Origin of the sequence: Pseudoalteromonas luteoviolacea CPMOR-1 (genome assembly GCF_001625685.1) — a bacterium.
GTDB classification, from domain to species: Bacteria; Pseudomonadota; Gammaproteobacteria; order Enterobacterales; family Alteromonadaceae; genus Pseudoalteromonas; species Pseudoalteromonas luteoviolacea_K.
This window is the reverse complement of record NZ_AUYC01000047.1, coordinates 18,755-42,876: the sequence shown is the minus strand read 5'-3', so window position 1 is coordinate 42,876 and position 24,122 is coordinate 18,755. Positions and strand designations below refer to the sequence as shown.

17 protein-coding genes and 1 tRNA gene are annotated in these 24,122 nt (G+C 43.5%); 11 read left to right on the top strand and 7 right to left on the bottom strand.

Features of this window, described 5'->3' with window-relative positions; genetic code table 11:
• The first annotated feature begins 15 nt into the window (after positions 1-15).
• The gene (locus N473_RS19715; RefSeq protein WP_063369407.1) at positions 16-333 is read left to right on the top strand and encodes a hypothetical protein; all 318 of its coding nucleotides are present in this window, start codon (positions 16-18) and stop codon (positions 331-333) included.
• Between the two features lie 14 nt (positions 334-347).
• Here N473_RS19715 and N473_RS19710 read toward each other — a convergent pair whose 3' ends face one another.
• Complete coding sequence (locus N473_RS19710) at positions 348-1,316, bottom strand: class 1 fructose-bisphosphatase (RefSeq protein ID WP_039612096.1); 969 nt, start codon at positions 1,314-1,316, stop codon at positions 348-350.
• A 161-nt stretch (positions 1,317-1,477) separates the two neighbouring features.
• Here N473_RS19710 and N473_RS19705 point away from each other — a divergent pair, with 161 nt between their 5' ends.
• The gene (locus N473_RS19705) at positions 1,478-3,904 is read left to right on the top strand and encodes a zinc-dependent metalloprotease (RefSeq protein ID WP_063369419.1); all 2,427 of its coding nucleotides are present in this window, start codon (positions 1,478-1,480) and stop codon (positions 3,902-3,904) included.
• Between the two features lie 69 nt (positions 3,905-3,973).
• On the opposite strand, the gene N473_RS19700 is transcribed toward N473_RS19705, so the two are convergent.
• Complete coding sequence (locus N473_RS19700) at positions 3,974-4,930, bottom strand: methylenetetrahydrofolate reductase (RefSeq protein ID WP_063369406.1); 957 nt, start codon at positions 4,928-4,930, stop codon at positions 3,974-3,976.
• Positions 4,931-5,217: 287 nt separating this feature from the next.
• Here N473_RS19700 and N473_RS19695 point away from each other — a divergent pair, with 287 nt between their 5' ends.
• From N473_RS19695 to N473_RS19685, 3 genes are all read left to right on the top strand, one after another.
• Positions 5,218-8,103, top strand: a complete 2,886-nt coding sequence (locus N473_RS19695; RefSeq protein ID WP_063369405.1) for a M16 family metallopeptidase — start codon at positions 5,218-5,220, stop codon at positions 8,101-8,103.
• 207 nt (positions 8,104-8,310) lie between these two features.
• Positions 8,311-9,132 carry a serine O-acetyltransferase gene (gene cysE / locus N473_RS19690; protein WP_039612093.1) on the top strand — a complete coding sequence of 274 codons (822 nt, stop codon included), beginning with the start codon at positions 8,311-8,313 and terminating at the stop codon, positions 9,130-9,132.
• A gap of 15 nt (positions 9,133-9,147) precedes the next feature.
• Positions 9,148-9,819: a hypothetical protein gene (locus N473_RS19685; protein ID WP_063369404.1), complete on the top strand. Its 672-nt coding sequence runs from the start codon at positions 9,148-9,150 to the stop codon at positions 9,817-9,819.
• A 4-nt stretch (positions 9,820-9,823) separates the two neighbouring features.
• Here N473_RS19685 and xseA read toward each other — a convergent pair whose 3' ends face one another.
• Positions 9,824-11,170: an exodeoxyribonuclease VII large subunit gene (gene xseA, locus N473_RS19680; RefSeq protein ID WP_063369403.1), complete on the bottom strand. Its 1,347-nt coding sequence runs from the start codon at positions 11,168-11,170 to the stop codon at positions 9,824-9,826.
• 133 nt (positions 11,171-11,303) lie between these two features.
• Here xseA and guaB point away from each other — a divergent pair, with 133 nt between their 5' ends.
• The 5 genes from guaB (at position 11,304) to rimI (ending at position 15,493) form a co-directional block, all read left to right on the top strand.
• The gene (gene guaB, locus N473_RS19675) at positions 11,304-12,773 is read left to right on the top strand and encodes an IMP dehydrogenase (protein WP_063369418.1); all 1,470 of its coding nucleotides are present in this window, start codon (positions 11,304-11,306) and stop codon (positions 12,771-12,773) included.
• Between the two features lie 127 nt (positions 12,774-12,900).
• Positions 12,901-14,475, top strand: coding sequence for a glutamine-hydrolyzing GMP synthase (gene guaA / locus N473_RS19670; protein ID WP_063355733.1), 1,575 nt, complete (start codon positions 12,901-12,903; stop codon positions 14,473-14,475).
• A gap of 146 nt (positions 14,476-14,621) precedes the next feature.
• Positions 14,622-14,698: transfer RNA gene (locus tag N473_RS19665), tRNA-Trp, on the top strand.
• A gap of 71 nt (positions 14,699-14,769) precedes the next feature.
• Positions 14,770-15,057 carry a hypothetical protein gene (locus tag N473_RS19660; RefSeq protein ID WP_063369402.1) on the top strand — a complete coding sequence of 96 codons (288 nt, stop codon included), beginning with the start codon at positions 14,770-14,772 and terminating at the stop codon, positions 15,055-15,057.
• Positions 15,041-15,493, top strand: a complete 453-nt coding sequence (gene rimI / locus N473_RS19655) for a ribosomal protein S18-alanine N-acetyltransferase (protein WP_155735676.1) — start codon at positions 15,041-15,043, stop codon at positions 15,491-15,493. Before N473_RS19660 ends, rimI begins: the two co-directional genes overlap by 17 nt.
• A 17-nt stretch (positions 15,494-15,510) precedes the next feature.
• Here rimI and N473_RS19650 read toward each other — a convergent pair whose 3' ends face one another.
• From N473_RS19650 to yeiP, 3 genes are all read right to left on the bottom strand, one after another.
• Positions 15,511-18,240, bottom strand: coding sequence for an ATP-binding protein (locus tag N473_RS19650; protein ID WP_063369401.1), 2,730 nt, complete (start codon positions 18,238-18,240; stop codon positions 15,511-15,513).
• A gap of 202 nt (positions 18,241-18,442) precedes the next feature.
• Positions 18,443-21,160 (bottom strand): basic secretory protein-like protein, encoded by a 2,718-nt coding sequence (locus tag N473_RS19645; protein ID WP_063369400.1) that lies wholly within the window; start codon positions 21,158-21,160, stop codon positions 18,443-18,445.
• Positions 21,161-21,341: 181 nt separating this feature from the next.
• Positions 21,342-21,914, bottom strand: coding sequence for an elongation factor P-like protein YeiP (yeiP, locus tag N473_RS19640; RefSeq protein WP_039612087.1), 573 nt, complete (start codon positions 21,912-21,914; stop codon positions 21,342-21,344).
• A 159-nt stretch (positions 21,915-22,073) separates the two neighbouring features.
• On the opposite strand from yeiP, the gene N473_RS19635 reads away from it, so the two are divergent.
• Positions 22,074-22,649: a DUF6151 family protein gene (locus N473_RS19635; protein WP_269202354.1), complete on the top strand. Its 576-nt coding sequence runs from the start codon at positions 22,074-22,076 to the stop codon at positions 22,647-22,649.
• On the opposite strand, the gene N473_RS19630 is transcribed toward N473_RS19635, so the two are convergent.
• Positions 22,646-23,974, bottom strand: coding sequence for a tetratricopeptide repeat protein (locus N473_RS19630; RefSeq protein ID WP_155735674.1), 1,329 nt, complete (start codon positions 23,972-23,974; stop codon positions 22,646-22,648). The genes N473_RS19635 and N473_RS19630 overlap by 4 nt on opposite strands.
• Between the last annotated feature and the right edge of the window lie 148 nt (positions 23,975-24,122).

The window sequence follows — 24,122 nt, the reverse complement described above, 5'->3', positions numbered from 1 at the left end:
ATTAGAGGAGGTATAGTGAATTATTTAGAAGCCGTTGCAAGCTTTGCCGAGTTTGGTACACATCGAGATGAGGCAATTTCAATCATGTTAAATGCTGAGCAACAGGTCGGTATCTATAGTTTATCGGCAATGACTTTTAAGCTGGTGCTGCAACGAGTCATAGATGACGAGATAGGCATGTCAGAATTGGAGCTATGGGCTAGTGTATTGTTACAGCGTAAAGAGTACCTTGTAGGAGAGTTAGAGGGGAGTCTTTACGCATTGTCTGACCCAGATGTCATGGGGGGAGTAGATAAGGTCAAACTAACCCGCTTATTAGCGCTGCTAGATTGACCTCTAGCTTTAACTTACTTGTGGTAATTCAAGCAAGTTTCGACTTCATTTTTTGAACCTAGGATCACCGCCACTCGCTGGTGGATTGCATTCGGCTCAATGTCTAGAATGCGCTGCTCACCAGTGTGTGCTAAGCCACCAGCTTGCTCGACAAGCATGGCCATAGGGTTTGCTTCGTAAAGTAATCTTAGTTTGTAAGGCTTTTCTGGATTCTTAGTATCAGCTGGGTAGGTAAATAGACCACCGCGACAAAGCACACGATGTACGTCGCCAACCATGGCTGCAATCCAGCGCATGTTGAAGTTCTTACCTCTAGGGCCGTCAGTACCTGCCAATACGTCTGCAATGTAGTCTTTCATCGCCGGTTGCCAATGACGCTGATTGGATGCATTAATGGCAAATTCTTGTGTATCTTCAGGGATTTTGGCGAAGTCTTCAGTTAATAAGAAGCTGCCATGGGTTTTGTCTAGCGTAAAGATACGCGTGCCTTTACCTGTGGTCAAAGCGAGTGTTGTTGAAGGGCCATAAAGTACATAGCCTGCTGCAACTTGGTTTTTACCGGGTTGCATAAAAATAGCTGGATCGGCTGCATCTGAGCCTTCAGGGGCTTCCATAATTGAGAATATGGTACCGACTAAAGAGTTGATATCCGTATTTGAAGAGCCATCTAGTGGATCAAATGACACGATATACTTTGCGTTTGGATCGCCTGCGACAGTGTAATCTTCTTCTTCAGAAGCAATTGCTTTGACGTAACCAGATTCTAACAAGATATCTTTGATTAACTGATTCGATAAGACGTCTAATTTTTTCTGGGTCTCACCTTGGATGTTTTCATCTAAGGTTGAACCTAACACACCTGATAGTGCACCCTGTCCTACTCGGAATGAAATCTCTTTACAGGCTGCCAAAAGTGTACGGATCAGAGACACTAATTCTCTAGAGCATCCATCTTCAAATAACACCGGCGGTAATCTACGCATATTTAAAATCCTGATAACGTTTGTCGGGTCGCAGTGGTTTTAATGTGAGAGAGGCACTGCGAACTGCGCTGAATTTCGTCTTGAATCACTGTTTTTTGTATACAATTTTATATACTAGCCAAAAAACAATCACAAAACATGAAAATAACAAAGACAAAATTATGATTAAGAAACGTTTTACCCCTTATCTCGTTTCGGCTTTGTTGCTGCCTATGATAACGCATGCGCAGGCAGCAATTAAGTCTATTGACGAATTTACTGATAAGTTTAACCATTTCCCTGGGTTTTACTCATTTTATGCAGATCAAAGCAGCGGTAAAATTTACCTAGATGTAGATAAATTTGCACAGCCTTTTTTACTACAGCACAGTTTGCCTTATGGTGTTGGGTCAAATGATATTGGGTTGGATAGAGGTCAACTAGGCGGCACGCACTTGGTACAGTTTGAACGCTTTGGTAACAAAGTGATGTTGCGCGCTAACAATACGTATTATAGAGCCAGTGCAGATAACCATGCCGAGAAGCAAAGTGTGAAAGAGGCATTTGCATCAAGTATTTTGCATGGTTTTAAGGTAGTGGCAGAAGACAGCGATAGCGTTTTAATAGATTATACGCCTTACCTCTTGTCTGATGTACATGGTGTGTCGCGTCGGTTAAAAGCCACTGAGCAAGGGAGTTACAGTTTAGATGCGAGTCGCAGTGCGGTTTACCCTGAGCGCTCAAAAGCTTTTGTACAAAATACCGAACTAGAAGCCGTATTGACGTTTAAGGGCGCAAATCCAGGAAAGTACGTGCGTCAAGCTGTGGCGGATCCATACGCAATTACGGTGCACCAGCGTCATTCACTGATTGCGTTACCCGATGATAATTATCAACCGCGTAAGTTTCATCCCCAGTCCGGCTTTTGGAGTATAGAGCATAAAGATTACTCGGCCCCTTTGGGCAGTTCGATGTATGTCCGTTATATTCCACGTCATCGTTTAGAGAAAAAAGACCCGACTGCGCAAGTATCTGAACCGGTAAAACCCATTGTATATTATTTAGATCCCGGTGTGCCGGAGCCTGTAAAAACCGCATTGCTTGATGGCGCTCGTTGGTGGGATGATGCATTTGAAGCCGCAGGCTATAAGGGGGCATTTGAAGTGAAAATGCTACCCGAGCATGCAGATCCGATGGATGTGCGCTATAACGTGATCCAATGGGTCCACAGAGCGACTCGAGGTTGGTCTTATGGCGCTTCCATCATTAACCCGTTAACCGGTGAAATCATCAAAGGGCATGTCACATTAGGGTCGTTGAGGGTGCGTCAAGATATCCTTATTGCAGAGGCGCTAGCAGCACCTTTTGCACAGGGTGATGAGGTAACACAAAAGCTACATGAGATGGCGTTGGATCGTATTCGCCAGCTCAGTGCGCATGAAATCGGCCATACGTTGGGTATTGCCCATAATTTTGCCGCCTCTGCGGATGGACGAGCATCGGTGATGGATTATCCACACCCGCTTGTGCAATTTACCAATGATGGGCAGCTGGATGTGAGCAAAGGCTACGCGTCAGGTATGGGCGCATGGGATATTCAAGCAGTAAAATATGGTTATGGCGATTATCGTGCTACTGATGAAGCACAAGCATTAGCGCAAGTGATTAATCAGACCAATGAAATGGGTCTAGATTATATCTCTGATGCAGATGCAAGACCGCAAGGCGGCGCTCACCCTACCGCCCATTTATGGGATAACGGCGAAGACCCAATCACTGAGCTGCGCCGTGTCACGGGGATCCGTAAGCAAGCACTCGGTCAATTCGGGCTGAACAACATCAAGGCTGGGGTTGCTTTATCGCAGTTAGAAGAAAAACTGGTACCTCTATATTTATTCCATCGGTATCAAGTGGAGTCTGTTGTAAAATTGGTCGGCGGTGTGGATTATGATTATGAGGTGCGTGGTGAAGGCAAAGCAAAAGGTGCTCAGGTTGTTGCGAAAGCGCAGCAAATTGATGCACTACAGTCGTTACTGGATACCTTGTCTCCTGAGTTTTTGACTATTCCTGAATCAATACTGGCAGTGATCCCACCTAAAGCTTATGGTGAGTCGAGAAATCGCGAAAGTGTGCATGGTCGAACTGGCTTGACGTTAGATGCCATGGCATTACCTGAAATGGCGACGCAGCACACCTTAAAGTTACTCCTTAATGCAGAGCGATTAAACCGTGTTGCACAACAGTATGCCCGTAATAACAGTTACCTGGGTAGTGATGAAGTGTTGGCGCAGGTGCATACGCATGTATTTGAGGCGAATCCAAAATCAACCATGGCTAAGAAGTTAAATCAGCGTGTGCAGTATTTGACAGCATATAGAATGGCTGATTTGAGCTTGAATGATAAAGTTGCGCCAGAAGTGCAAGCACAGCTACGCTATTATTTGCGACAAGTTGCACAAGACTCAACTGAGCAGTCGCTCTTTTCGAGTCCAAGTAAAGCCGATGCATTTGGGATTTATTTAGGCGAGCACATACAGTACTTTTTAAAAGAAGGGAAATGGCCTGCAAACTATGCGCCGCTTGCTATGCCACCGGGGTCACCTATTTAATGCTAAATTAAATAGTAAAAAAGCCCCATAGTGGGGCTTTTTTAATTGATGAATGATGCTTTTTAAAGGTTACGCGATTTGTTTTTCAGCTAACTTTAATTCCATGGTCGCTTTGAGTAGGCGATACAAATTGATAGAAGCATCAATTTCTTCTTTACGGTTGGTTAAACTTTCAATGTTTAGCCCCAGTGGAATGTCCAAATGTGCACAGCTGCGTAAAATGAGATCTAAATTTTCACGACAAATTTTAATTGATTCATTGAGTGTGTTGTCCGCATCCAGCATGCGCCATCTCGTTGCTTCTGGTACAGAAATACCTAACCACTCCATAAACTCTAATGTTTTTTGCCCACCACAGGGGGTGAAAGTCAAAATAATACGTTTTGGCTCGATGCCTTGCTGACGACAAGTACGCGCATAACTGGTTAATAAGTCAATACTTGCTTGTGCATCATAAACCGCTTGGGAGATAAAGTACTCACAGCCTTTGATGGTTTTATCGATGAGTCTCTCGTGTTCATTTCGCTTGTTGGCATGACGCTCTGCAATCGTGACACCGCCTAAGAAAAAGTCCTGCGTATGTGTTTGCAACGTTTGGTAAGCCTCAGGCAAACCTAACTTTATATCGCCTTTTGACGATGGGCTACCTACTAATACAAGGTTGTTTAAACCGAAGTCTTGTTTGGTTTTATGTAGCCATTGCGTGAATTCCTCTCGGTCACGCTGTGCAACGCTTTTATAGGTGATGACGTCAAGTTTAGATAAGTCACGAACTAATTGACTGTACTCACAAGGATCGACAGTTTGCTTAAACGGAAAAGGTCTCGGCACCTGAGTACGGCTACTTTCATCTTGAATGTCGTAAATGATGACGCCATCATATTCGATTTCGTGTAATCGATTCAAAAGTTTAGTGGCAATGGTCTGGAGTTGCTCACTGTCTGTGCCCAGCTTTGGTGGGGTTGTACCAATTAAATATACCCCTTGGTTAGGGTCTACTATTTTCTCTTGTAGCGTTAAAGCCATGTCCTCATTCCCGCGCATTCATCGTTATGGGGGTAAATATAGCAGCCATTTAGACGTCTAGATAGATTTTTTTATTGAATTTACTTCATTAAATATGATTTTTTTTCATAAGGACTGAAATTTAAGCAAATTATCGTGCAAATTTTTAACGCTCAGCACGGGAAGTTTTTTTGCGCGATTTGTCGATATATACAAGATTTTTACTGGCTTTAAGGCATAATCAGGAAATAAACCTGTGCTGAGCACAGGCATACAGAGACAAAAAACGATAAATATTAGGGATGCATATGAAATTTAAGCTTCTGGCAACCAGCCTTGCTGTCACTTTGGCACTCACAGGGTGTGCGGCAAATAATATGAATAACACCCATGGCCAGCCAAACAGCGCTGTGGCTGCAGTAGACACAGTGAATAACAAGGTCTTTTCACATGATTACGTACTCGAAGAGCTTGATAACGGCTTACGTGTTATGGTGGTTAAAACAGATTACCCTGATGTGGTGTCTTTACAGATCCCCGTTTCAGTGGGGTCGCGCAATGAGGTAGAAGACGGCAAAACGGGGTTTGCACATTTCTTTGAACACATGATGTTCAAAGGTTCAAAAAAATATCCAGAAGCCATTTATAAAGACATTATTAAAAACTCAGGGGTGGATAACCGCGCATATACAACCAACGACTACACCAATTATTATCTCAGCTTTTCAAAAGAACACTTAGATAAGGTGCTAGAAATTCAGTCTGATATTTTTCAAAACCTCCACTTTAGTGAAGAGCAATTCCGTACAGAAGCGCTCACGGTAAAAGGCGAATACCTTAAAAATAATGCCAGCCCGATCCGTAAGTTGCTGGGTGCTGTGCGTAACAACGCTTTTGATACACATACCTATAAACACACAACTATGGGCTTTTTTGAAGATATAGAAGCGATGCCAGACCAAATGGCCTATGCAGATTTATTCTTTGAACGCTTTTATAAGCCTGAGTATGCGACCATCGTGATCGTCGGTGATGTAGAGCCAAAAGCCACCGTTGATATGGTTAAAAAGCATTGGGGTGAGTGGCAACGTGGTGAGTATCAAGCAGAGATCCCAGTTGAGCCAAAACAGCAAGCAGCAAGGTATCAGCATGTAGTTAATGAAGGTCAACCGGGTCACTGGATGTTAGTGTCGTACAAAGGACCTGCTTGGGAGCCGACGGAAAAAGACCGCGCTGCTGTAGATTTAATTTCCGAGCTTTATTTCTCAGAGAATTCAAAACTATACCAAGAGTTGGTCGTTGATAAACAAATTGCGACACAGCTTTTCACATATAATGCCGAAACCAAAGATCCGGGTCTGCTACATGTCTTTGTTAAAGTCGAAGACGAAAAAGACCTTGTTACTGTGCGTGATGCCATTAACCGTACTTATGCAACGGCACGCGCTGAGCTGGTAGATGAAGGCAAACTGGCGGCACTTAAGTCTAATAAACGTTATAGCTTTGCTAATGATTTAGACTCATCGAAGGCCATCGCATCGATGCTGGCAAGCTATGTGCATTTTGAGCGTGACCCTGAAGCCATCAATCAAATGTATGCGACGGCTGACACTGTCACCCCTGAAGATATTCGTCGCATCGCTAACAAGTACTTTGTTGACTCTGGGCGCAATACTGTGACTATGTCAGCAAAAGCGAAAATTACAGGCTTTGAAAAAGAAGTGGATCTGGATGGACTCACTGCTGAGTTGAGTCAGCCAACAACACAGCACTTTACCGTTTTAGATAAAACGTCTAATTCACCGCTAGTTGATGTGAATTGGTTATTCTACACGGGCGCGGCCGCTGATCCTAAAGGGAAAAAAGGGGTTGCTGCTTTAACCGCTGCAATGCTTGCTAAAGGGGGCAGCGCAACCAAGTCGTATAAAGAAATCCAAAAAGCCATGTACCCACTCGCTGGTAGCTTTTCTCACCAAGTGGACAAAGAGATGATTGCACTACGCGGCCGCGTGCACAAAGACAACGTACAGCAATGGTATGCATTAGTCGGTGAGCAGCTGTTAAACCCAGGCTTTAGAGAAGATGATTTTAATCGTTTGAAAAAAGAGCTGATAGATAACATTAATTCAGACTTAAAAGCATCAAATGACGAAGAGCTCGGTAAAGAGGTGCTTTATCATAAGCTGTATCAAGGGCATGCATATGAAAGTTTAAACCTAGGTGATTTGTCAGATTTAGAAGCGTTGACATTGCAAGATGTGAAGGATTTCTATTATAGCCAGTTCACCCAGGCGAAATTAAATCTAGGTTTAACAGGTGCATTAAATGATGATTTGAAGGCGCAATTGATACAAGACTTAACACGATTACCAAAGGGTGAAGAAAAGCGTTTGAATGTTGCTGATGCGCCTGCACTAGAAGGCATTCATGCGACAATTGTTGAGAAAAGCGCTAAATCAACAGCGGTCTCATTTGGATTCCCGATTGATACGGTGCGCAGCAGCAAAGATTGGACCGCGTTGTGGTTAGTGCGTTCATATTTTGGTGAGCACCGTAATTCAGGGGCTTTCCTATTTGACCGGATTCGTCAAACTCGTGGTATGAACTATGGTGATTATGCCTATATTGAGTACTTCCCGCGTGGTATGTACCAAACTATGCCTGATGCGAATTTAGGTCGCTCTGAGCAGATTTTCCAAGTTTGGTTACGTCCACTGCGTTCAAATAATGACGCGCATTTCGCCACTCGTGTTGCGGTGTATGAGCTTGATAAGATGATTAAGCAAGGGATGAGTGAAAAAGACTTTGAAGCGACGCGTAACTTCTTAAATAACTATGTGCCGCAGCTGGTGGCGAGTCAGGATAGACAGCTTGGTTATGCATTGGATAGCCAGTTCTATAACACCGATGAGTTTGTTAGCCTAGTGCGTTCACAGCTCGCGAGTTTGAGCTTAGACGACGTCAACCGCGTGATCCGTGAAAATCTACAAACTGACAATATGCACTATGTGTTTGTGACAGGTGACGGCGAAGACATGAAGCAGCGTCTTGCAAGCGAGCAAGTCTCACCGCTTAAATACAATGTGAGCAAGCCTCAGGCGTTACTTGATGAAGATAAGATCGTTGAAAGTTATCAGTTATCAGTACCTGCGAAAAATATAGAAGTGATACAAGCTCAGGATTTATTTAAATAAATCTTTAAACTGTATGTCAGTGCAAACGCCCCGCATTAGCGGGGCGTTTTTATTTATAGTCATTAAGTTGCGCGTGCGTTAAAAAAACACCATTATAGGAACCTTAGGTTATAATTAATAACTAGAAATTCGAGGCTTACTAGTGCTATCAAAGGGTGATGCACGCTAAGATAAGAAACGACAGTTAATGACAGATATGTGGAAATTATGAGACACGAAATTTGGCAACAATTGAGAGAAGAAGCACAAGAACTTGTGCAAAGAGAGCCTTTGCTCGCCAGTCACGTATATTCAAGTGTGCTCAATCACGATTGTTTAGGTGCAGCATTGAGCTTCATAGTTGCTAATAAGCTCTCAGATGCCGTTGTTTCTGCATTTACGATACGAGAATTGTTTGACCAAGCCTTTGTCGATTGTGACCGGATGTTGACGCATGTGGCTCATGATATAAAAGCTGTTAAAGATCGAGACCCCGCTGCCGATAGTTATCTTAACGTGATATTAAACTTGAAGGGTTTCCATGCATTACAAGCACACCGTCTCGCATACTGCCTGTGGCGACAACAGCGCAAAGAGCTCGCCCGTTTTATTCAAAGCCGCACCTCTGAAGTTTTTGGCGTTGACATCCATCCTGCTTGTAAAGTCGGCCATGGTATTATGCTTGACCATGCGACTGGTATAGTTATCGGTGAAACAGCCGTTATCGAAGATAATGTTTCAATTTTACAGTCAGTCACACTCGGCGGTACAGGTAACGAACAGGGCGACCGACATCCAAAGATCCGTGCAGGTGTTTTGATTGGCGCTGGTGTTAAAGTGCTTGGTAATATCGAGGTTGGTGAAGGCGCACGCATAGGAGCAGGCTCGGTGGTATTGAAAGCCGTTGCACCGCACACCACAGTGGTGGGTGTACCAGCCAAAGTAGTCGGCAAACCAAATTGCCCATGTCCTGCTGAGAGCATGGATCAAAACTTCCTAGATGATGCCATCAGTCGTATCAACGACTCCCATACTAGCGCTATGCTATAAGTTGTTTGATAGCAGATGCGTGATAAGGCGTCTTTGCTTTATGCATTTTCCACAGGGGTCTTATTGACTTGTGGACTATACGAACTGCGCAGTTTGCATTTGGTATTACCACAAGCGGACGATATCGCTACTATGCCAGCAAACGTCAAACAGCAAGACAATATCGAGTTATCTCAGACGGGGGGAGTGATTGAACAGGGTATTCTGCAAGGCGCGCATGTATCTGCTCAAGACTCGGCACCTGACGAAACTCTACTCGCACTCAATCAGCGTTTAAAAGAAGACAACGCAAAGTTACAAGCGCAGTTATCTGCGCTGCAATCTGATCCTAGTGGCAGTACACCAACCTTTAACGTTGCCAGCCGTTTAGCGGCAATATTTGCTCAGCAGAGACGAGATGAGGTCTGGGCATCTGAAGTGGAATTATTTGCCGAAGACTTTTTATATGAAGTTCAATTACACGATGACATCACGCTGCTTGCCTCTCAGTGCAAGCAGCACGTTTGCCAATTAAATTTTACCTCTGAATCACACGCCGGCGCTGCAAATTGGCAGCAGTTACACACCGAGTTACTGCGTATGCCTTGGATGAAGCAATTTAAAACGGTAACGGCAGTTCAAAACAAGGGAACACTACAAATGCACCTTAGTTTAAAAACCAGTGATGAACTCAGAAGCGAGTACTAACTGATTACTTAAGCTTAGCGATGTCCTTAATCTGGGTATGTATTTGTCCATCGGCTAATTGGGTAACCAGTGTGTCGCCTACCTTTACATCAGCGATTGAAGTCACGACATGGTTATTTTTTTGCGTGATGCTGTAGCCCCGAGATAAGACGGCTAACGGGCTCACACTATCAAGTCTCGCAGCTAATAGGGCCAACTGATTTTGCTGGCTGGCACTGTGCTGAGCCATCGTGTTGTAGAGTGTCGATGTAAGCCTGTCCAGTTTTGCTTTGGCGTTGCTTAGGCGTTTTTCAGGGTGAAACTTGAGTAAGGCATGTTCTAGCACGTTTACCTTGTGGTGTTGTTTCTGCTGTTGGTATTGTAATGCTCGAAGCAAACGTTGCTGTAATTCATCGACGCGCTGTTCTTGTTGCATTAATTGATTTCGAGGATGCTGTAAGCTTAAACGTTGCTGTAAGCGTGCAACATGTTGCTGCTCGTCATACAGTGTACGTTTTAAAGCAATGGCCAGTCGCTGCTTTCTATCTTTGACATAACTGATGAGTTCACTGCTATCTGGACTGACTAGCTCAGCGGCTGCTGAGGGAGTAGGGGCGCGCAAATCAGCAACATAGTCGCTGATTGTGGTATCAATCTCGTGGCCGACAGCGCTGATAACAGGGAGTGTACAGGCGAAAATTGCGCGTGCGACCACTTCTTCGTTAAAACACCATAGATCTTCCAAAGAGCCTCCACCACGTCCAACGATGAGTACATCGACTTCATTACGTTTATCTGCCAATGCAATTTTTTCTGCGATCTGTGCTGCAGCCTCTTTTCCTTGCACCAGAGATGGGTAGATGGTGATTTCTAATTGTGGTGCACGGCGTTTTAACACAGACAGAATATCTTTAATGGCTGCCCCTGTTGCTGAGGTAACGACACCAATACGATTAATTTGTTGTGGCAGCGGTTTTTTATGAAAGCTGTTAAATAGTCCTTCAGCAGCCAGTTGCATTTGCAATGCTTCAAATTGCTGCTTAAGTAAACCTTCACCTGCGGGGGCCATCTGCTCGACAATGAGTTGATAATCTCCGCGCGGTTCATAGACAGATACGCGTGCTTTAACTTGTACTTGCGCACCATTTTCGGGGCGGTATTTACAATATCGATTGTTGCCTCGCCACATTGCCGCTTTAATTTGGGCTTTTTCGTCTTTTAAAGAAAAGTACCAATGCCCAGAAGCTGGGGCGACAAAGTTTGAAATTTCGCCAGTTAATTCAAGAGAAGCAAAACCTTGTTCTAGTAAGCTGCGAATTTCGCGATTTAAGCGCGAAACTGTATAAACTTTGTTGTTCTGTGGCAATGACATACCTAACTCCATAAAAAATTCACAGACACTTTAGCACATTTTTTGCTAAATTTTGTTTACTCGCATAAGGAACGCTGATAAAATGCGCACGCAATTCCTTATACTCAGAATTCACTTGAGAGAAGCCGCACACATGCTAAGAATTGCAAAAGAAGCCCTTACTTTTGACGACGTACTACTAGTACCCGCTCATTCAACTGTTCTACCGCACACAGCGAGTCTTAAAACTCGTCTGACACGCGATATCGAGCTTAACCTGCCACTTGTTTCTGCGTCAATGGACACAGTGACTGAAGCACGCTTAGCGATTGCCCTAGCGCAAGAAGGCGGCATTGGCTTTATTCACAAAAACATGACCATCGAAGAGCAAGCGGACAATGTTCGTAAAGTAAAAACTTACGAAGCTGGTATCGTTACTTTCCCTGTGACTGTCACAGCAGACAAAACCATTGCTGAAACGATCGCCCTTGCAGATGAAAAAGGGTTTTCAGGTTTCCCGGTAGTGGGTACCGATAACCAACTTGAAGGTATCGTGACAAGTCGTGATATGCGTTTTGAAACTCAGTTAGACAAGCCTGTTTCGTCAGTGATGACGAAAAAAGCAGATTTAGTGACTGTGAAAGAAGGCGCAGGTCGTGAAGAGATCCTCGGTCTAATGCACGAGCACCGCATTGAGAAAATCTTAGTGGTTGACGATGCGTTTGCACTTAAAGGCATGATCACCGTTAAAGATTATCAAAAAGCACAAGAAAAGCCGAACGCATGTAAAGACGCGCAAGGTCGTTTACGTGTAGGTGCTGCTGTGGGTGTTGGCGCCGGTACTGATGAGCGTATCGCTGCATTGGTTGAGGCTGGTGTGGACATCCTATTGATTGACACATCTCATGGTCACTCTCAAGGTGTAATTGACCGCGTTAAAGCAACGCGTGCAGCTTACCCTGAGCTACAAATTGTTGCGGGTAACGTTGCAACAGGCGCAGGTGCCCTTGCCCTTGCTGATGCTGGTGCAGATGCTGTTAAAGTAGGTATTGGCCCTGGCTCAATTTGTACAACACGTATTGTTACAGGGTGTGGTGTACCACAAATCACAGCGATTTCAGATGCTGTTGAAGCGCTAAAAGATCGTGATATTCCAGTGATTGCCGATGGTGGTATTCGCTATTCTGGTGACATTGTTAAAGCGCTTGTTGCTGGTGCAGCGTGCGTCATGGTTGGTTCAATGCTTGCTGGTACTGAAGAGTCACCGGGTGAAGTTGAACTGTATCAAGGCCGTTACTACAAGTCTTACCGTGGTATGGGCTCTCTAGGTGCGATGAACCAAAAAGAAGGTTCTTCAGATCGTTACTTCCAGAAGAGCAACCAAGCAGACAAGCTTGTGCCAGAAGGCATTGAAGGCCGCGTTGCATACAAGGGCCCAATTGCTGCGATCATTCACCAGCAAATTGGTGGTATCCGCAGTGCAATGGGTCTAACTGGCTGTGCTACGATCGCTGAGTTGAACATCAAACCTGAGTTTGTACGTGTCACTTCAGCAGGTATGGGTGAGTCTCACGTACACGATGTACAGATCACCAAAGAAGCGCCTAACTATCGCTTAGGTTAAGCCGGCCAACGTGCGTTGAGCCCGCAAAATTGTCAGGGCTAGCAAGCAGCTAGCCCTTTTTAATTCTGGTAAAGCAGGTTAGCTGTGCTTTACTAATTTTATCGTTTCCTAACTAACGAGATTATCAATGAGCAAAGACATCCATGATTCCCGTATTTTGATCTTAGACTTCGGTTCTCAATACACGCAGTTAATTGCACGTCGTGTACGTGAGATTGGCGTTTACTGTGAACTTTGGGCGTGGGATGTAACGGAAGAGCAGATCCGTGAATTCAACCCTCAGGGTATCATCCTGTCTGGTGGTCCAGAGTCAACCACAGAAGAAAATAGCCCAAGAGCCCCTGAATATGTGTTTGAAGCAGGTGTACCTGTCCTTGGTGTATGTTACGGCATGCAAACAATGGCGATGCAGCTAGGTGGTAAAGTACATAGCTCTGATAAGAAAGAATTTGGTTACGCAAAAGTTGAAAAAGTCGGTAACTGTGCACTTTTCGAAGCGATTGAAGACCACATTGAAGATGGCATTGGTCAACTTGACGTATGGATGAGCCACGGCGATAAAGTGGTTGAAATCCCAGACACATTTGTAACAAGTGCGAAAACGGATACGTGTCCACACGCGGCAATGTCTTGGGAAGAAAAGCGCTTCTACGGTGTACAATTCCACCCGGAGGTGACACACACGCAGCAAGGTACTCGTTTGTTAGAGCGTTTTGCCATTGATATCTGTGGCTGTGAGAAGCTTTGGACACCTTCGCAGATCATTGAAGATGCGGTTGAGCGCATCAAAGAAAAAGTCGGCGATGACGAAGTTATCCTTGGTCTTTCAGGTGGTGTTGATTCGTCTGTTGTGGCTATGCTTATCCACCGTGCGATTGGTAAGAAATTAACGTGTGTATTTGTTGATAACGGTTTACTTCGTTTAAATGAAGGTCAGCAAGTAATGGAAATGTTTGGTGATAAATTCGGCCTGAACATCATCAAAGTGGATGCTGAAGAGCAGTTCCTAAATGACCTAGCGGGTCTTTCTGATCCTGAAGATAAGCGTAAAGCAATTGGTCATACGTTCATTGACGTATTCGATGCTGAATCTAAAAAGCTAAAAAATGCTAAATGGTTAGCGCAAGGTACAATTTACCCAGACGTCATCGAGTCAGCAGCATCTAAAACAGGCAAGGCGCATGTGATCAAGTCTCACCATAACGTAGGTGGTCTGCCTGACGATATGGAAATGGGTCTAGTAGAACCACTTCGTGAGCTGTTTAAAGATGAAGTACGTAAAATTGGCCTTGAGTTAGGTTTACCGTACGACATGCTTTACCGTCACCCATTCCCAGGTCCAGGTCTAGGTGTACGTGTACTTGGTGAAATCAAGAAAGAATACTGTGATTTACTTCGTCGTGCAGATGCTATCTTCATTGAAGAGCTTCATAAAGCAGACATTTACCACAAAGTATCTCAAGCATTCACAGTATTCCTGCCGGTTAAATCGGTAGGCGTAATGGGTGATGCGCGTAAGTACGACTGGGTTGTGTCATTACGCTGTGTAGAAACAATTGATTTCATGACGGCACGTTGGTCACATTTACCATATGACTTCTTAGGTCTGGTATCAAACCGTATCATTAATGAAATTGATGGAATTTCTCGCGTTGTTTACGATATCTCAGGCAAACCACCTGCGACAATCGAGTGGGAATAATGATAATTAGTTTGTGCTAATTGAATGAAAAAAAGGCGAATATCATAAATATTCGCCTTTTTGTTTATAAAAAAAGCAAACAAACAAAAAAATGCATATTTCCTCTTTACCTTTTCTAAAAGCTCTTTATAATGCGTCGACATTGCAGGGGCGTAGTTCCAATTGGTAGAACAGCGGTCTCCAAAACCGATGGTTGCGGGTTCGAGTCCTGCCGCCCCTGCCACTTCTTACTTTTCCCACGTAATTGAATATTTTACTACTACCATTTAGACTCAGTAAAAAAGTATTTTTATCATGCATCCTATACATGCTCAATTACTTGGTTTAACACCACTTAAGCTTAAAGCACAATACAATACACATGCTGATCCAGAAAGCGTGCAAAGTACCTCTGTACCTTTGGTTTTACCAACACGTCTCGCTGAAGATATCGCTTTGGCTATTAATTTAGATAATTTAGCTGTCGTGTTGGGGGAGTCTATTTCATTGCAAGGGAATACGCTGACCTTACCTGGCACAGTACTAGACAAAGAACAAAAGCAACAACTATGGCGGGCGATATATCATGCTGTATCTGCGTAGTGAGGCATTAGCGCAATTTCCGGTTGAACAGGTTATGGAGATTGAGAACGCGTGTCACAGCCACCCATGGAGCGAAAAAACACTCACTTCATGCATTGGCGGTCGTTATTTTAATGTATGTCGTGATAGCGAAGCAGGATTGATCGGGTATTTTATTGCTGAACGAGCTGGACCAGATTACACCCTAATGAATATTTGTGTGCACCCAGATCATCAAGGTAAAGGCATTGCGACTGAACTGATGCATGCATTGATAAAACAGTGTGTGGATGAACAGGCTGAAAACCTGTTTTTGGAAGTCAGGGCATCTAACCAGTCTGCGATCGCGCTTTATAATAAGGTTGGCTTGAATGTGATGGGTAGGAGAAAAAATTACTACCCGACCGAAACTGGCAAAGAGGATGCCATTCTCATGGGCATACAGTTTACAAATTAAGAAAGTAACAGATGCAACTACCTTGCAGCCTGAAGCTGTACATCTTCATTATCTAATGTGTATTGGATCGCTTGGGTAAGTTGCAAGGTGGTATATTGCCACTGAGCTTTGTTGTTTCCTTGTAAGCTCGTTTCCAACTCACCCGCAGCACTGTGAATATTGCTGAAGCCAAAGCAGCCAGCACTGCCTTTTAAACTATGCGCTAGAGCACGTAAAGACTCCCACTCCTGATTCTCGTACAGTGATTCGACGAGATCGAGTTGCTCCGGTAGCTTTTCTAAATAATTCTGGCTGATTTGTAAGAATTTTTCGCTTTTCAGGAGGTTATTCCACTTCGAGGCATTGTCACTGGCCAGCTCTAAAAACTCAAGTAGTACTGTGCCGAGTTTTTCTCTATCGATGGGTTTGCCGAGCGTGGCGTTGCATCCCGCAGCCAAATAGGTATCAATGTCATTTTTCATGATATTGGCAGTCAGTGCGACAATCGGCCCATCATAGGCGGCGTGTCTGAGCATTTCTGTGGCCTCTAAGCCGCCCATTACAGGCATTTGCATATCCATTAAGATTAAGTCGTAATCATTGATAAGTGACATCTCTACCGCTTCTGCACCATTATTTGCAATATCGGGCTTGAGGCCCCAAGAACTTAACAATAATGAAATCAGTTCTTGGTTATCTTTATTATCTTCAGCGAGCAGTATCGTGGCTTCTAACTGTGTTTCTGTCAGTTTCTGAGCACTGCTTGTTTGATTGTGAATATAGGAGTCACAATCTATCCACTCGATGTCTTGGCTGCGATGATTGGCTGATATTGTGATGGTAAAGGTACTGCCATTACCTTGTTCACTGCTCACTTGTACATCGCCACCGAGCAGCTGTGCCAAATTTTTGGATATACATAAACCAAGCCCGGTGCCGCCAAATCGTCGTGTTGTGGTGGTATCAGCTTGTTCAAACGGTTTGAACACTCTTTCCATTTCACTTTTTGACATGCCAATGCCCGTATCTTTAATCACAAAGATAAATTGGTCTTGCTGCGCGTTAAAATCAATGCCAATGGAAATAAACCCTTGTTCAGTAAACTTGACGGCGTTACTGGCAATATTAAGTAGAATTTGCTTGAGACGTGTTTCATCACTATTGAGCGTTTTGGGCAATGGAAATGCGTAATCCAGCGTTAACTCAAGCTGCTTTTCTTCGGCAAGTGGCTGAATAATCGATTCAATGTCTTTTAATAGTGGTAAAAACTCAATCGCATTTTGTTCTACTGCGAGTTTTTCGGCTTCAATTTTTGAGAGGTCGAGAATGTTATTGATCAGTTCTAATAAGTGTTTCGAATTGCGTAAAATCGTGTCTAAGTGTAAGTCCGCATTTTTCGCTCCTGGGTTGTGTAATAGTTGTTCAGTAAAACCCATAATGGCAGTTAGTGGTGTACGGATCTCATGGCTCATATTAGCTAAAAATCGACTTTTAAGCTGGTTTGCTTGCTCTGCTTCAGTGATCGCGACTTCAAGCTGACTATTCATTTCTTCTAGTGCACGAGTTCGGCTTTCGACCTTTTCTTCTAGATGGAGTTTGTAGTCTTCTAATTCACCTTGGAAGTCTCGGATCTGTTTTACCATATGGTTGAAATCATCAAACAAGGTGCCTACTTCGTCGTCGTCATGGGCAGGCAAAGAGACTGATAAGTCTCCATCACCGACTCGGTGACTTGCCTCTCCAAGTAGCTCAATGGGTGTAAGTAGTAGATTGCGTACCACGATAAAGATAAGGACGGGTAAGGTAACTACGGAAAGAATAACGATTAAAGCCGTGATTAAGCTGATGGCTTTACCAGATTGATAAAGAATACTTTTGGGTATGGTCGAAATATAGTAATAACCACCACTTAGCTGTGCGCTGTAAGTCATGCGTTTCAGCCCATCAACAGAGGGCAAAATGATGGAATCTAATTTACCTCTATCTGCCAAGGAGCTGACCTGAGCCATTTCTTCAGCGCTAAGGTAACTGGATGAAAACTGCCCATCAGAGGAGAATAGAACTTCTCCCTGTGCGGACACCAATAAGTTTAGTGTGTTGTCATAAGGCGCTTCAAGTATGCTACTACTAATAATCGATGGCGCAACACGAACTATGATATAGCCCTGTCTTTGTGGTCTTTTTAGGTGAAAGTTAACGCTATAAATCTGTTGCACAAAGTAAAGTTGTGTACCACCTTCTTTGGCCGGTAGCATGTACTGTTGCTGGCGCAAATTGCTTTTTAGTACTTGGTCAAAAAATGGGTAGTCATCTGGCGCAAAACTTAAATTACTCGAATAGAAGGCATGGCTTTTACCCTCTGCATCGACCAGGTTAATACTGAGTATATCTGGATAGGCTTCACTGTAACTTGCAAACACATCCATCAGTGCACCCAAACGTTTTGTTTTAAGTTTATGTTCATCAGATGATGTAAGAAGTGCACCTAAGTGTTTTTTTTGCAGTGATTCTTTATCGAGAGGTGAGAGTAAGTAGTCACTAAGCACAGGAGATGTGGAAAGCAGTTTTGTGGTTGATTGATATATTTCCATGTAGTTGAACATTTTTTGTTGCTGTTGTTCAACAAAGCGCCCCACAATGAGCTTTGCTTGCTTTTGCGTGGAGCTGGTTACATTGGTGAGTGTAAAGCCGCCTAAAAACAGCAAAGGCAAAATCACCAGCGGTGTTATATACCAAAGTAACCTGATACTGAGCTTACTGGTTTTCATCTTTCCCGATATCCATATGTGCTTTAAACGTCCGTCAAATTATCCATTCATTGTGCAATATTGGATCATATGATGGCTTGCCTAATTTCTCAAGTTTTTGCGCTGTGTCAGCAGATGTTTGAGTTTAAAAAGGAAGGGGAGATTACCTATTTTGATATATCGTAAAGAGGGCAAAGTATCGCTACTTTGCCCAATATCTAGTTTACTTCGCGTGATACAACGCTATTTCGGAAAGCTGTAGCAGGTTATTACCGTTGGCATCCGTGGCTGTGTGTGTCAGATCGATACGGTAGTGTGAGTACGCCGTCGTGTTATCTACTCGAAAAGTACGCGTTTGATTACGTTCGGTAAATTGCTCTGACTGGCGAGTGTCAATGGCATACCATTGCACACCATCATTAGAGCCCTGTAGCGACCAATTTGTTGGATCTCGTTCGGGCGCATCGTTACCACTGGTTATGCTATAGGCACTTAACGTATGAGGTTGTTTGGCGATAAATTGTAACCAACCAGTGTCTGTCAATGCGACGTATTTATTGTCGAAATTACCATCAAATGCGCTTTGATAGCCCTCTCCCCATTGGCTAAAGCCCTCATGCTCAGCACTGGCTTGCCCGCCGAGCAATACAAAATTCTCAAGTGTAACGGGAAGCGCAACCGTGGCTTTATCAGCCAACAAGTCTATCTCAGCAAGTTGAAATAAAGACTCGCCATTACTTTGCTGGCCACTATTGAAAAAATTAAAGCGAAAATGCTGATAGTGCTGTGTTGGCGCAAGGGTAAATTCGCGCGTTTCAAGTCTTTGGTTAAATACTTGGTTGGACTGTGCATCCACCTCTTGCCAAGCGATCCCATCTTGGGAACCGAATAGTGTCCAACTACTCGGATCTCGGCTCGGCTGGTTATCACCTACGGTTAAGCGATAAGCCACTAACTGACCAGTTCCATGTGTAGAAAAAGTGATTTCTGATTGATCGTTTATCGTTAGGTATTTTGTGTAACGGTCTCCATCGATTGCTTTTGTTACATCGTAGATGGGATCCGCAGGCTGTGCTGAGGCGGTAATATCTGTGCCTAACTCAACCAAACTAATTTGGTCAGCTGGAATCGCTGGCGCTTCCGATGCGGCCCCTAAAGTTGCTTGATACTTTTGCCATAGTGTATTGATATCTTGATTTAAGATACGTTTGAGCGCTTCTTCCAATGTCCACTCCCAACCTTCACGCTGGCTAGTGAGTACCATTTGGTTGATTTTATATGTAAAGTCATCGTCATAGTTATCTTGGATCCAAGATAGGAAAAACCCTGTATTGGTGTAACCACCTAACCAGTTTTTGGATGGGGAAGGGCTTCTTGTCGCATGAAAGCCTGCGCGGATCCTTACAAGATCGGCTATTCCCTCAACAATCGCGTGTGTTTCATTGCCATCCGCCATATGTCCCGTTGGAAAATGTTGATAGCCATGCACAAGTTCATGCCAGAAGACACCCAATAATTCATAAATCACTTCTTCGTCAGTTGCATTTGCCAAAGATTCGGTGATGTATTTTGTGCTAAATGCGATTTCCATGTTGCGGCCAGAGCCAGCGCGATAAGCAAGGGTGTCCATCCACTTTAGGCTAAATGTCACTGAGTCAAATTCAGGAGATTCGCCATAATGCTTATAAAGGTACTGATTTACTTTTAACGTCACATCATTGATGGTTTTTTCTAAATCAGGGAATAGGCGGTGAATGCGTTTATAGCCTGCGCTTTCGGTATCTTCATGAGCAAATTTAATTTCAGGATAGGCGAACCCATGCCATGGGTTGGCAGGATCGACAACCTTCACTGTTTGATTTACGACTTCGCTTCGGCCATGCCAGTTGTAAGAAACAAGCTCGATATTTTTGACACCCGGGGTGTTAAAAGTAACCACTGGGTTTTGTGCCAAACTAGTTGCCGGCGTTCCTTGTTCGAATTGCCATTCAAAGCTATTTGGTTGATTGAGGCTAGCATCTTTTAGCTCTAATACTTCTCCAACAAAAACGGTACTGGTCTCACTGTTAATGCCAGCAATCGGAAGTTGTGTGTTGGTAAATAAGTCTATCTCGGCGATTTGAAGTAAATCATACCCCCAGTCATCGGTGCCTTTATGAGTGAGATCGAAGCGATAGTGTTGATAAGGTTTTGCATTGTCGACGACGTAAGTCTTTTGTTCAAAGCGCTTGTCAAAAGCTTGGTCATTTTGCGTATCAATGATTTGCCAGTTTTCACCATCATTAGAACCTTGTAATGTCCAAGTATGTGGATCTCTGCCTGGGGCATCATTGGCAGAGGTCAATTGGTATTTAGCCAGACTTTGTGGCTGTTCTAACGATACTTGTATCCAACTCTGAGGTTTAAGAGTGACATATTTTGTGCGGGGGTCGCCATCAAATGCATTACTGAGTGCTTCACCTGCGGGAGACTCTGCTTTTTGCTCACTCAGTGTAATATTGTTGCCTATCAGGCTCATTTGTGAAATTGGATCGTTCTTTTTGTCGTGCGCAATTTTGGCCCACACTTGGCTAACATCAGGATCTTCATTCAATGTCCACCATTTTGCTTTATACAACTCTCCTTTAAACGCAACGATTTGCCCTTTTGTATAAACCTGTGCATGTAGCCAAGGGTTTGGTGTGCTGAGTTCACTGTTGATGAATTGTACAAACTGCCAAGCACCAGATTTATTGATGGCTGGTGTATCACCTTCTGTCCACCAGTTTGCTTGATAAATTGCCCCTTGGTGTGTTACTCGGTGACCCTTTTTATAGCTAGTTTTGTCCTGCCATTCGTTCAGTACCGTTGTCTGTATATTTTGGTGTGTATGTCCTGAATGTGCGTGTACTGATGTTGATTGGATAGCCAGTGCTAAAGCACACAGTGCAAACCGTTTCATAATTAACTCCCATTATCTTGATTGTTTTTATTTGGAACGTTCCATTTATTATTGTCACAAAATAACATCAATTCAAAGTATTAATTACAGCTGATATTACATAAATCAGAGAAAAGGATTGGGTATGTGTGGCGGAAGCAATAAAAAAGCCGGGATACCCGGCTTATTTTCACAAACAAGATTAGCTGTCTGCACGACTCATAAATTTAACTTCTGTGGTGTTGATTTTAATTTTATCACCGGTTGAGATATGTTCAGGGACTTGGACGATTAGACCGGTTGTCAGCGTTGCTGGTTTTGTGCGCGCACTGGCAGAGGCCCCTTTAATAGACGGTGCGGTCTCTTCAATAACAAGCTCAACACTTGAAGGTAAATCGACAGATACAGGGCTACCCTCTACAACGACAACAGATAGGCCTTTAGTATCTTCGTTGATAAATAAAACTTGTTCAGAAATGGCTTCTTTGTTTAGGTGGTAAGGTGTGTAGTCCTCTTCATCCATAAAGACGTATTCTTCACCATCAATATAGGAAAACATTGCCGGGCGACGCGTTAGGTCGGCTAGTTTAAGCATTTCTTCCGCTTTAAATGTTTCGTCTACTTTACCATTATTGACGACATCGTACATACGCATACGGTAAAGACTACCCCCAGCACGACCTTGAGGTACTGAACGTTCAATATCACGTACGATCATAACGCGACCATTGTATTCAATCGCAGCATGTTTTTTTATTTCACTGGCCTTTGGCATAGTAATTCCTAAATTGATTTTGTTTTGCAGCAAACTAGCATGAAGCCGCAGTGAGTCCAAGAGAGATATGCATTTTATTGTCTGATTTTACAATGCTAGGATAAGAGGGTAAAAAGTCATAGCTGGCTTACGCAATGCAATCATCAATGGGGAGTCGTGATGGAACGGTGTTTACACATGAAATGTCAATGTGGAAAAGTGCGTGGGAATGTCTCTATAGGTAGCAAATTGTTTCACAATCGAGTGGTGTGTTATTGCGATGATTGTCAGGCGTTTGTTAAGCACTTAAAACAGCCTCACATTTTGAATGCTTATGGCGGCTCTGATGTTTTCCAAGTCAGCGCTTCGCAACTAACGATCACCCAAGGACACAGTGAAATCGGGTGCTTAACTGTCACTCGAGGCGGTGTGCATCGCTGGTTTGCCAAATGTTGCAATACGCCTTTGGGGAATACATTAAATGCGCGTTGGCCATTGGTTGGCCTATTACATCACTGTATTGAAGAAGATTTAGACAAGATGGTAGGCCGGCCTGTTGGCAGTGTATTTTGTAAGTTTGCAACAGGAGAGATCCCGAAGGAAATTAAGGGATCTTGGTCGCATAAACAGGTTGCGGCCCATCTAATACTGAAAATCGCATTATGGCGAGTGCTGCGAAAGGGTCGACCATCGCCATTTTATCTGCAAGGCAAGCCCATTGTTAAGCCTTATTGCCTTGCAGATAAAGGCAGCTAAAGCGCGTACAGTGCAGCCATTTCTAGGTAATTTAAACCAAATTGCTTTTTAAACCAACTGTTTACAAATTCATTGTCTGGCGCTATTTTGCCACAGCGTAAAATATATTCACCATATTGAGCACCGATTAAACCATTGCAATGTGTGTCAGTCCAAATACGCTCTAATTGTGTTTTAAAATTTTGCTGTAAGATATCGAGTTGCTTATCCAGTTTAGTATCAACATCTAAAAATGTGGCTTTGATTGGTTTGATATTAAGTTGTGGAAAGTCTGCTTGATGACTTTGTGTGTAGTGCGTCAGGCTGTCATCAACACGGAATTCTATTTGTTGTTGCGCGACTGTCCCGGCATATTTTGCATCAATGCTAAATTGTTCAGTGAACTCAGTCACCGGATAGCTGTACGCTTTTTTCACTTCTACATCGAGTGTATTTGAAGGGTCAACTTTGCTTTGCTTTTCTTCAACTAATGTAAAATGTGTTTGTCTATTTACCAGTTTTGCATCTCGAATGTGCTCTAAGCTGGCGTCAAAATTGAGTTCAAACGTTTGTTTGCCTACTGGGCTATACCAAAGGCTCTCTCTAAAGGTTTGTTTTAATTGGGTAGAGAAAGTATGCAGTGAATTAGCCTGTCGGCTAGTGCGGTGTAAATTTACTTTAAACCTGGGGGTAAGCGTGATGCTTGAGTAGCGACTTGGATCGTGAGAGAGCGGCTCGAAATTCTGTGGCAGATCCCAAGCCATACAGTATTTCTCTGTAAATTGGCGTAAGAAAAATCGCACGTTGTTTGCATTGGTCGACAGGCGTGTGCACTTGGCGTGTGCTTTATTATGTAAAGCGGCTTTGTAAGTCGAAAATTGGTTATGTAATTGTGCGTTGCTTATTAGAAACGCATAACGGTGTTCAAAAAAACGAAACTGATCGGGAAAACGCGATTGGCCTAACTGCTCTGCACGGGCTTTCAACCAGTGTGTTGCATAGTCGATTTCTTCATTTTGAGTGTTTGCAATCGGGCCAAATGGCTCTATTTGCCATTTGATTTGATTTCGTAACAGCGTTTCTAATTTGATGGCGGCGCCGGTTGGGTTGCCCCCTAAACGCAGCATTCGTACGTCAATTAATCCTTTATCTAAAATTTTATTTCGTGCCTGCATCAAACCTTTTTGTGCTTCAATGTCATGAGGATCTTCGCTAAGTGCTTGCTCATAATATTCAGCTGATTGGCTAAACATACCAGCTTCGAATAAGTTGTTCCCTTTTTCAACTAAACTTTTGCAGCCACTGAGTGCTAATGTCAGCACAGATAAAACAAATATGTTTCTCACTTTATTGTCTTCCTTTTTTCTCAATGAGATAGCACAGGTGTTGCTTTTCATGCGACTTAGCAACCGAGTCTAATTTTGCGCTTTGTGTGATTACATTTATTGGGGGAATGTTAATCATTTACGCTATAGTAAATGTTAATCCGTACCC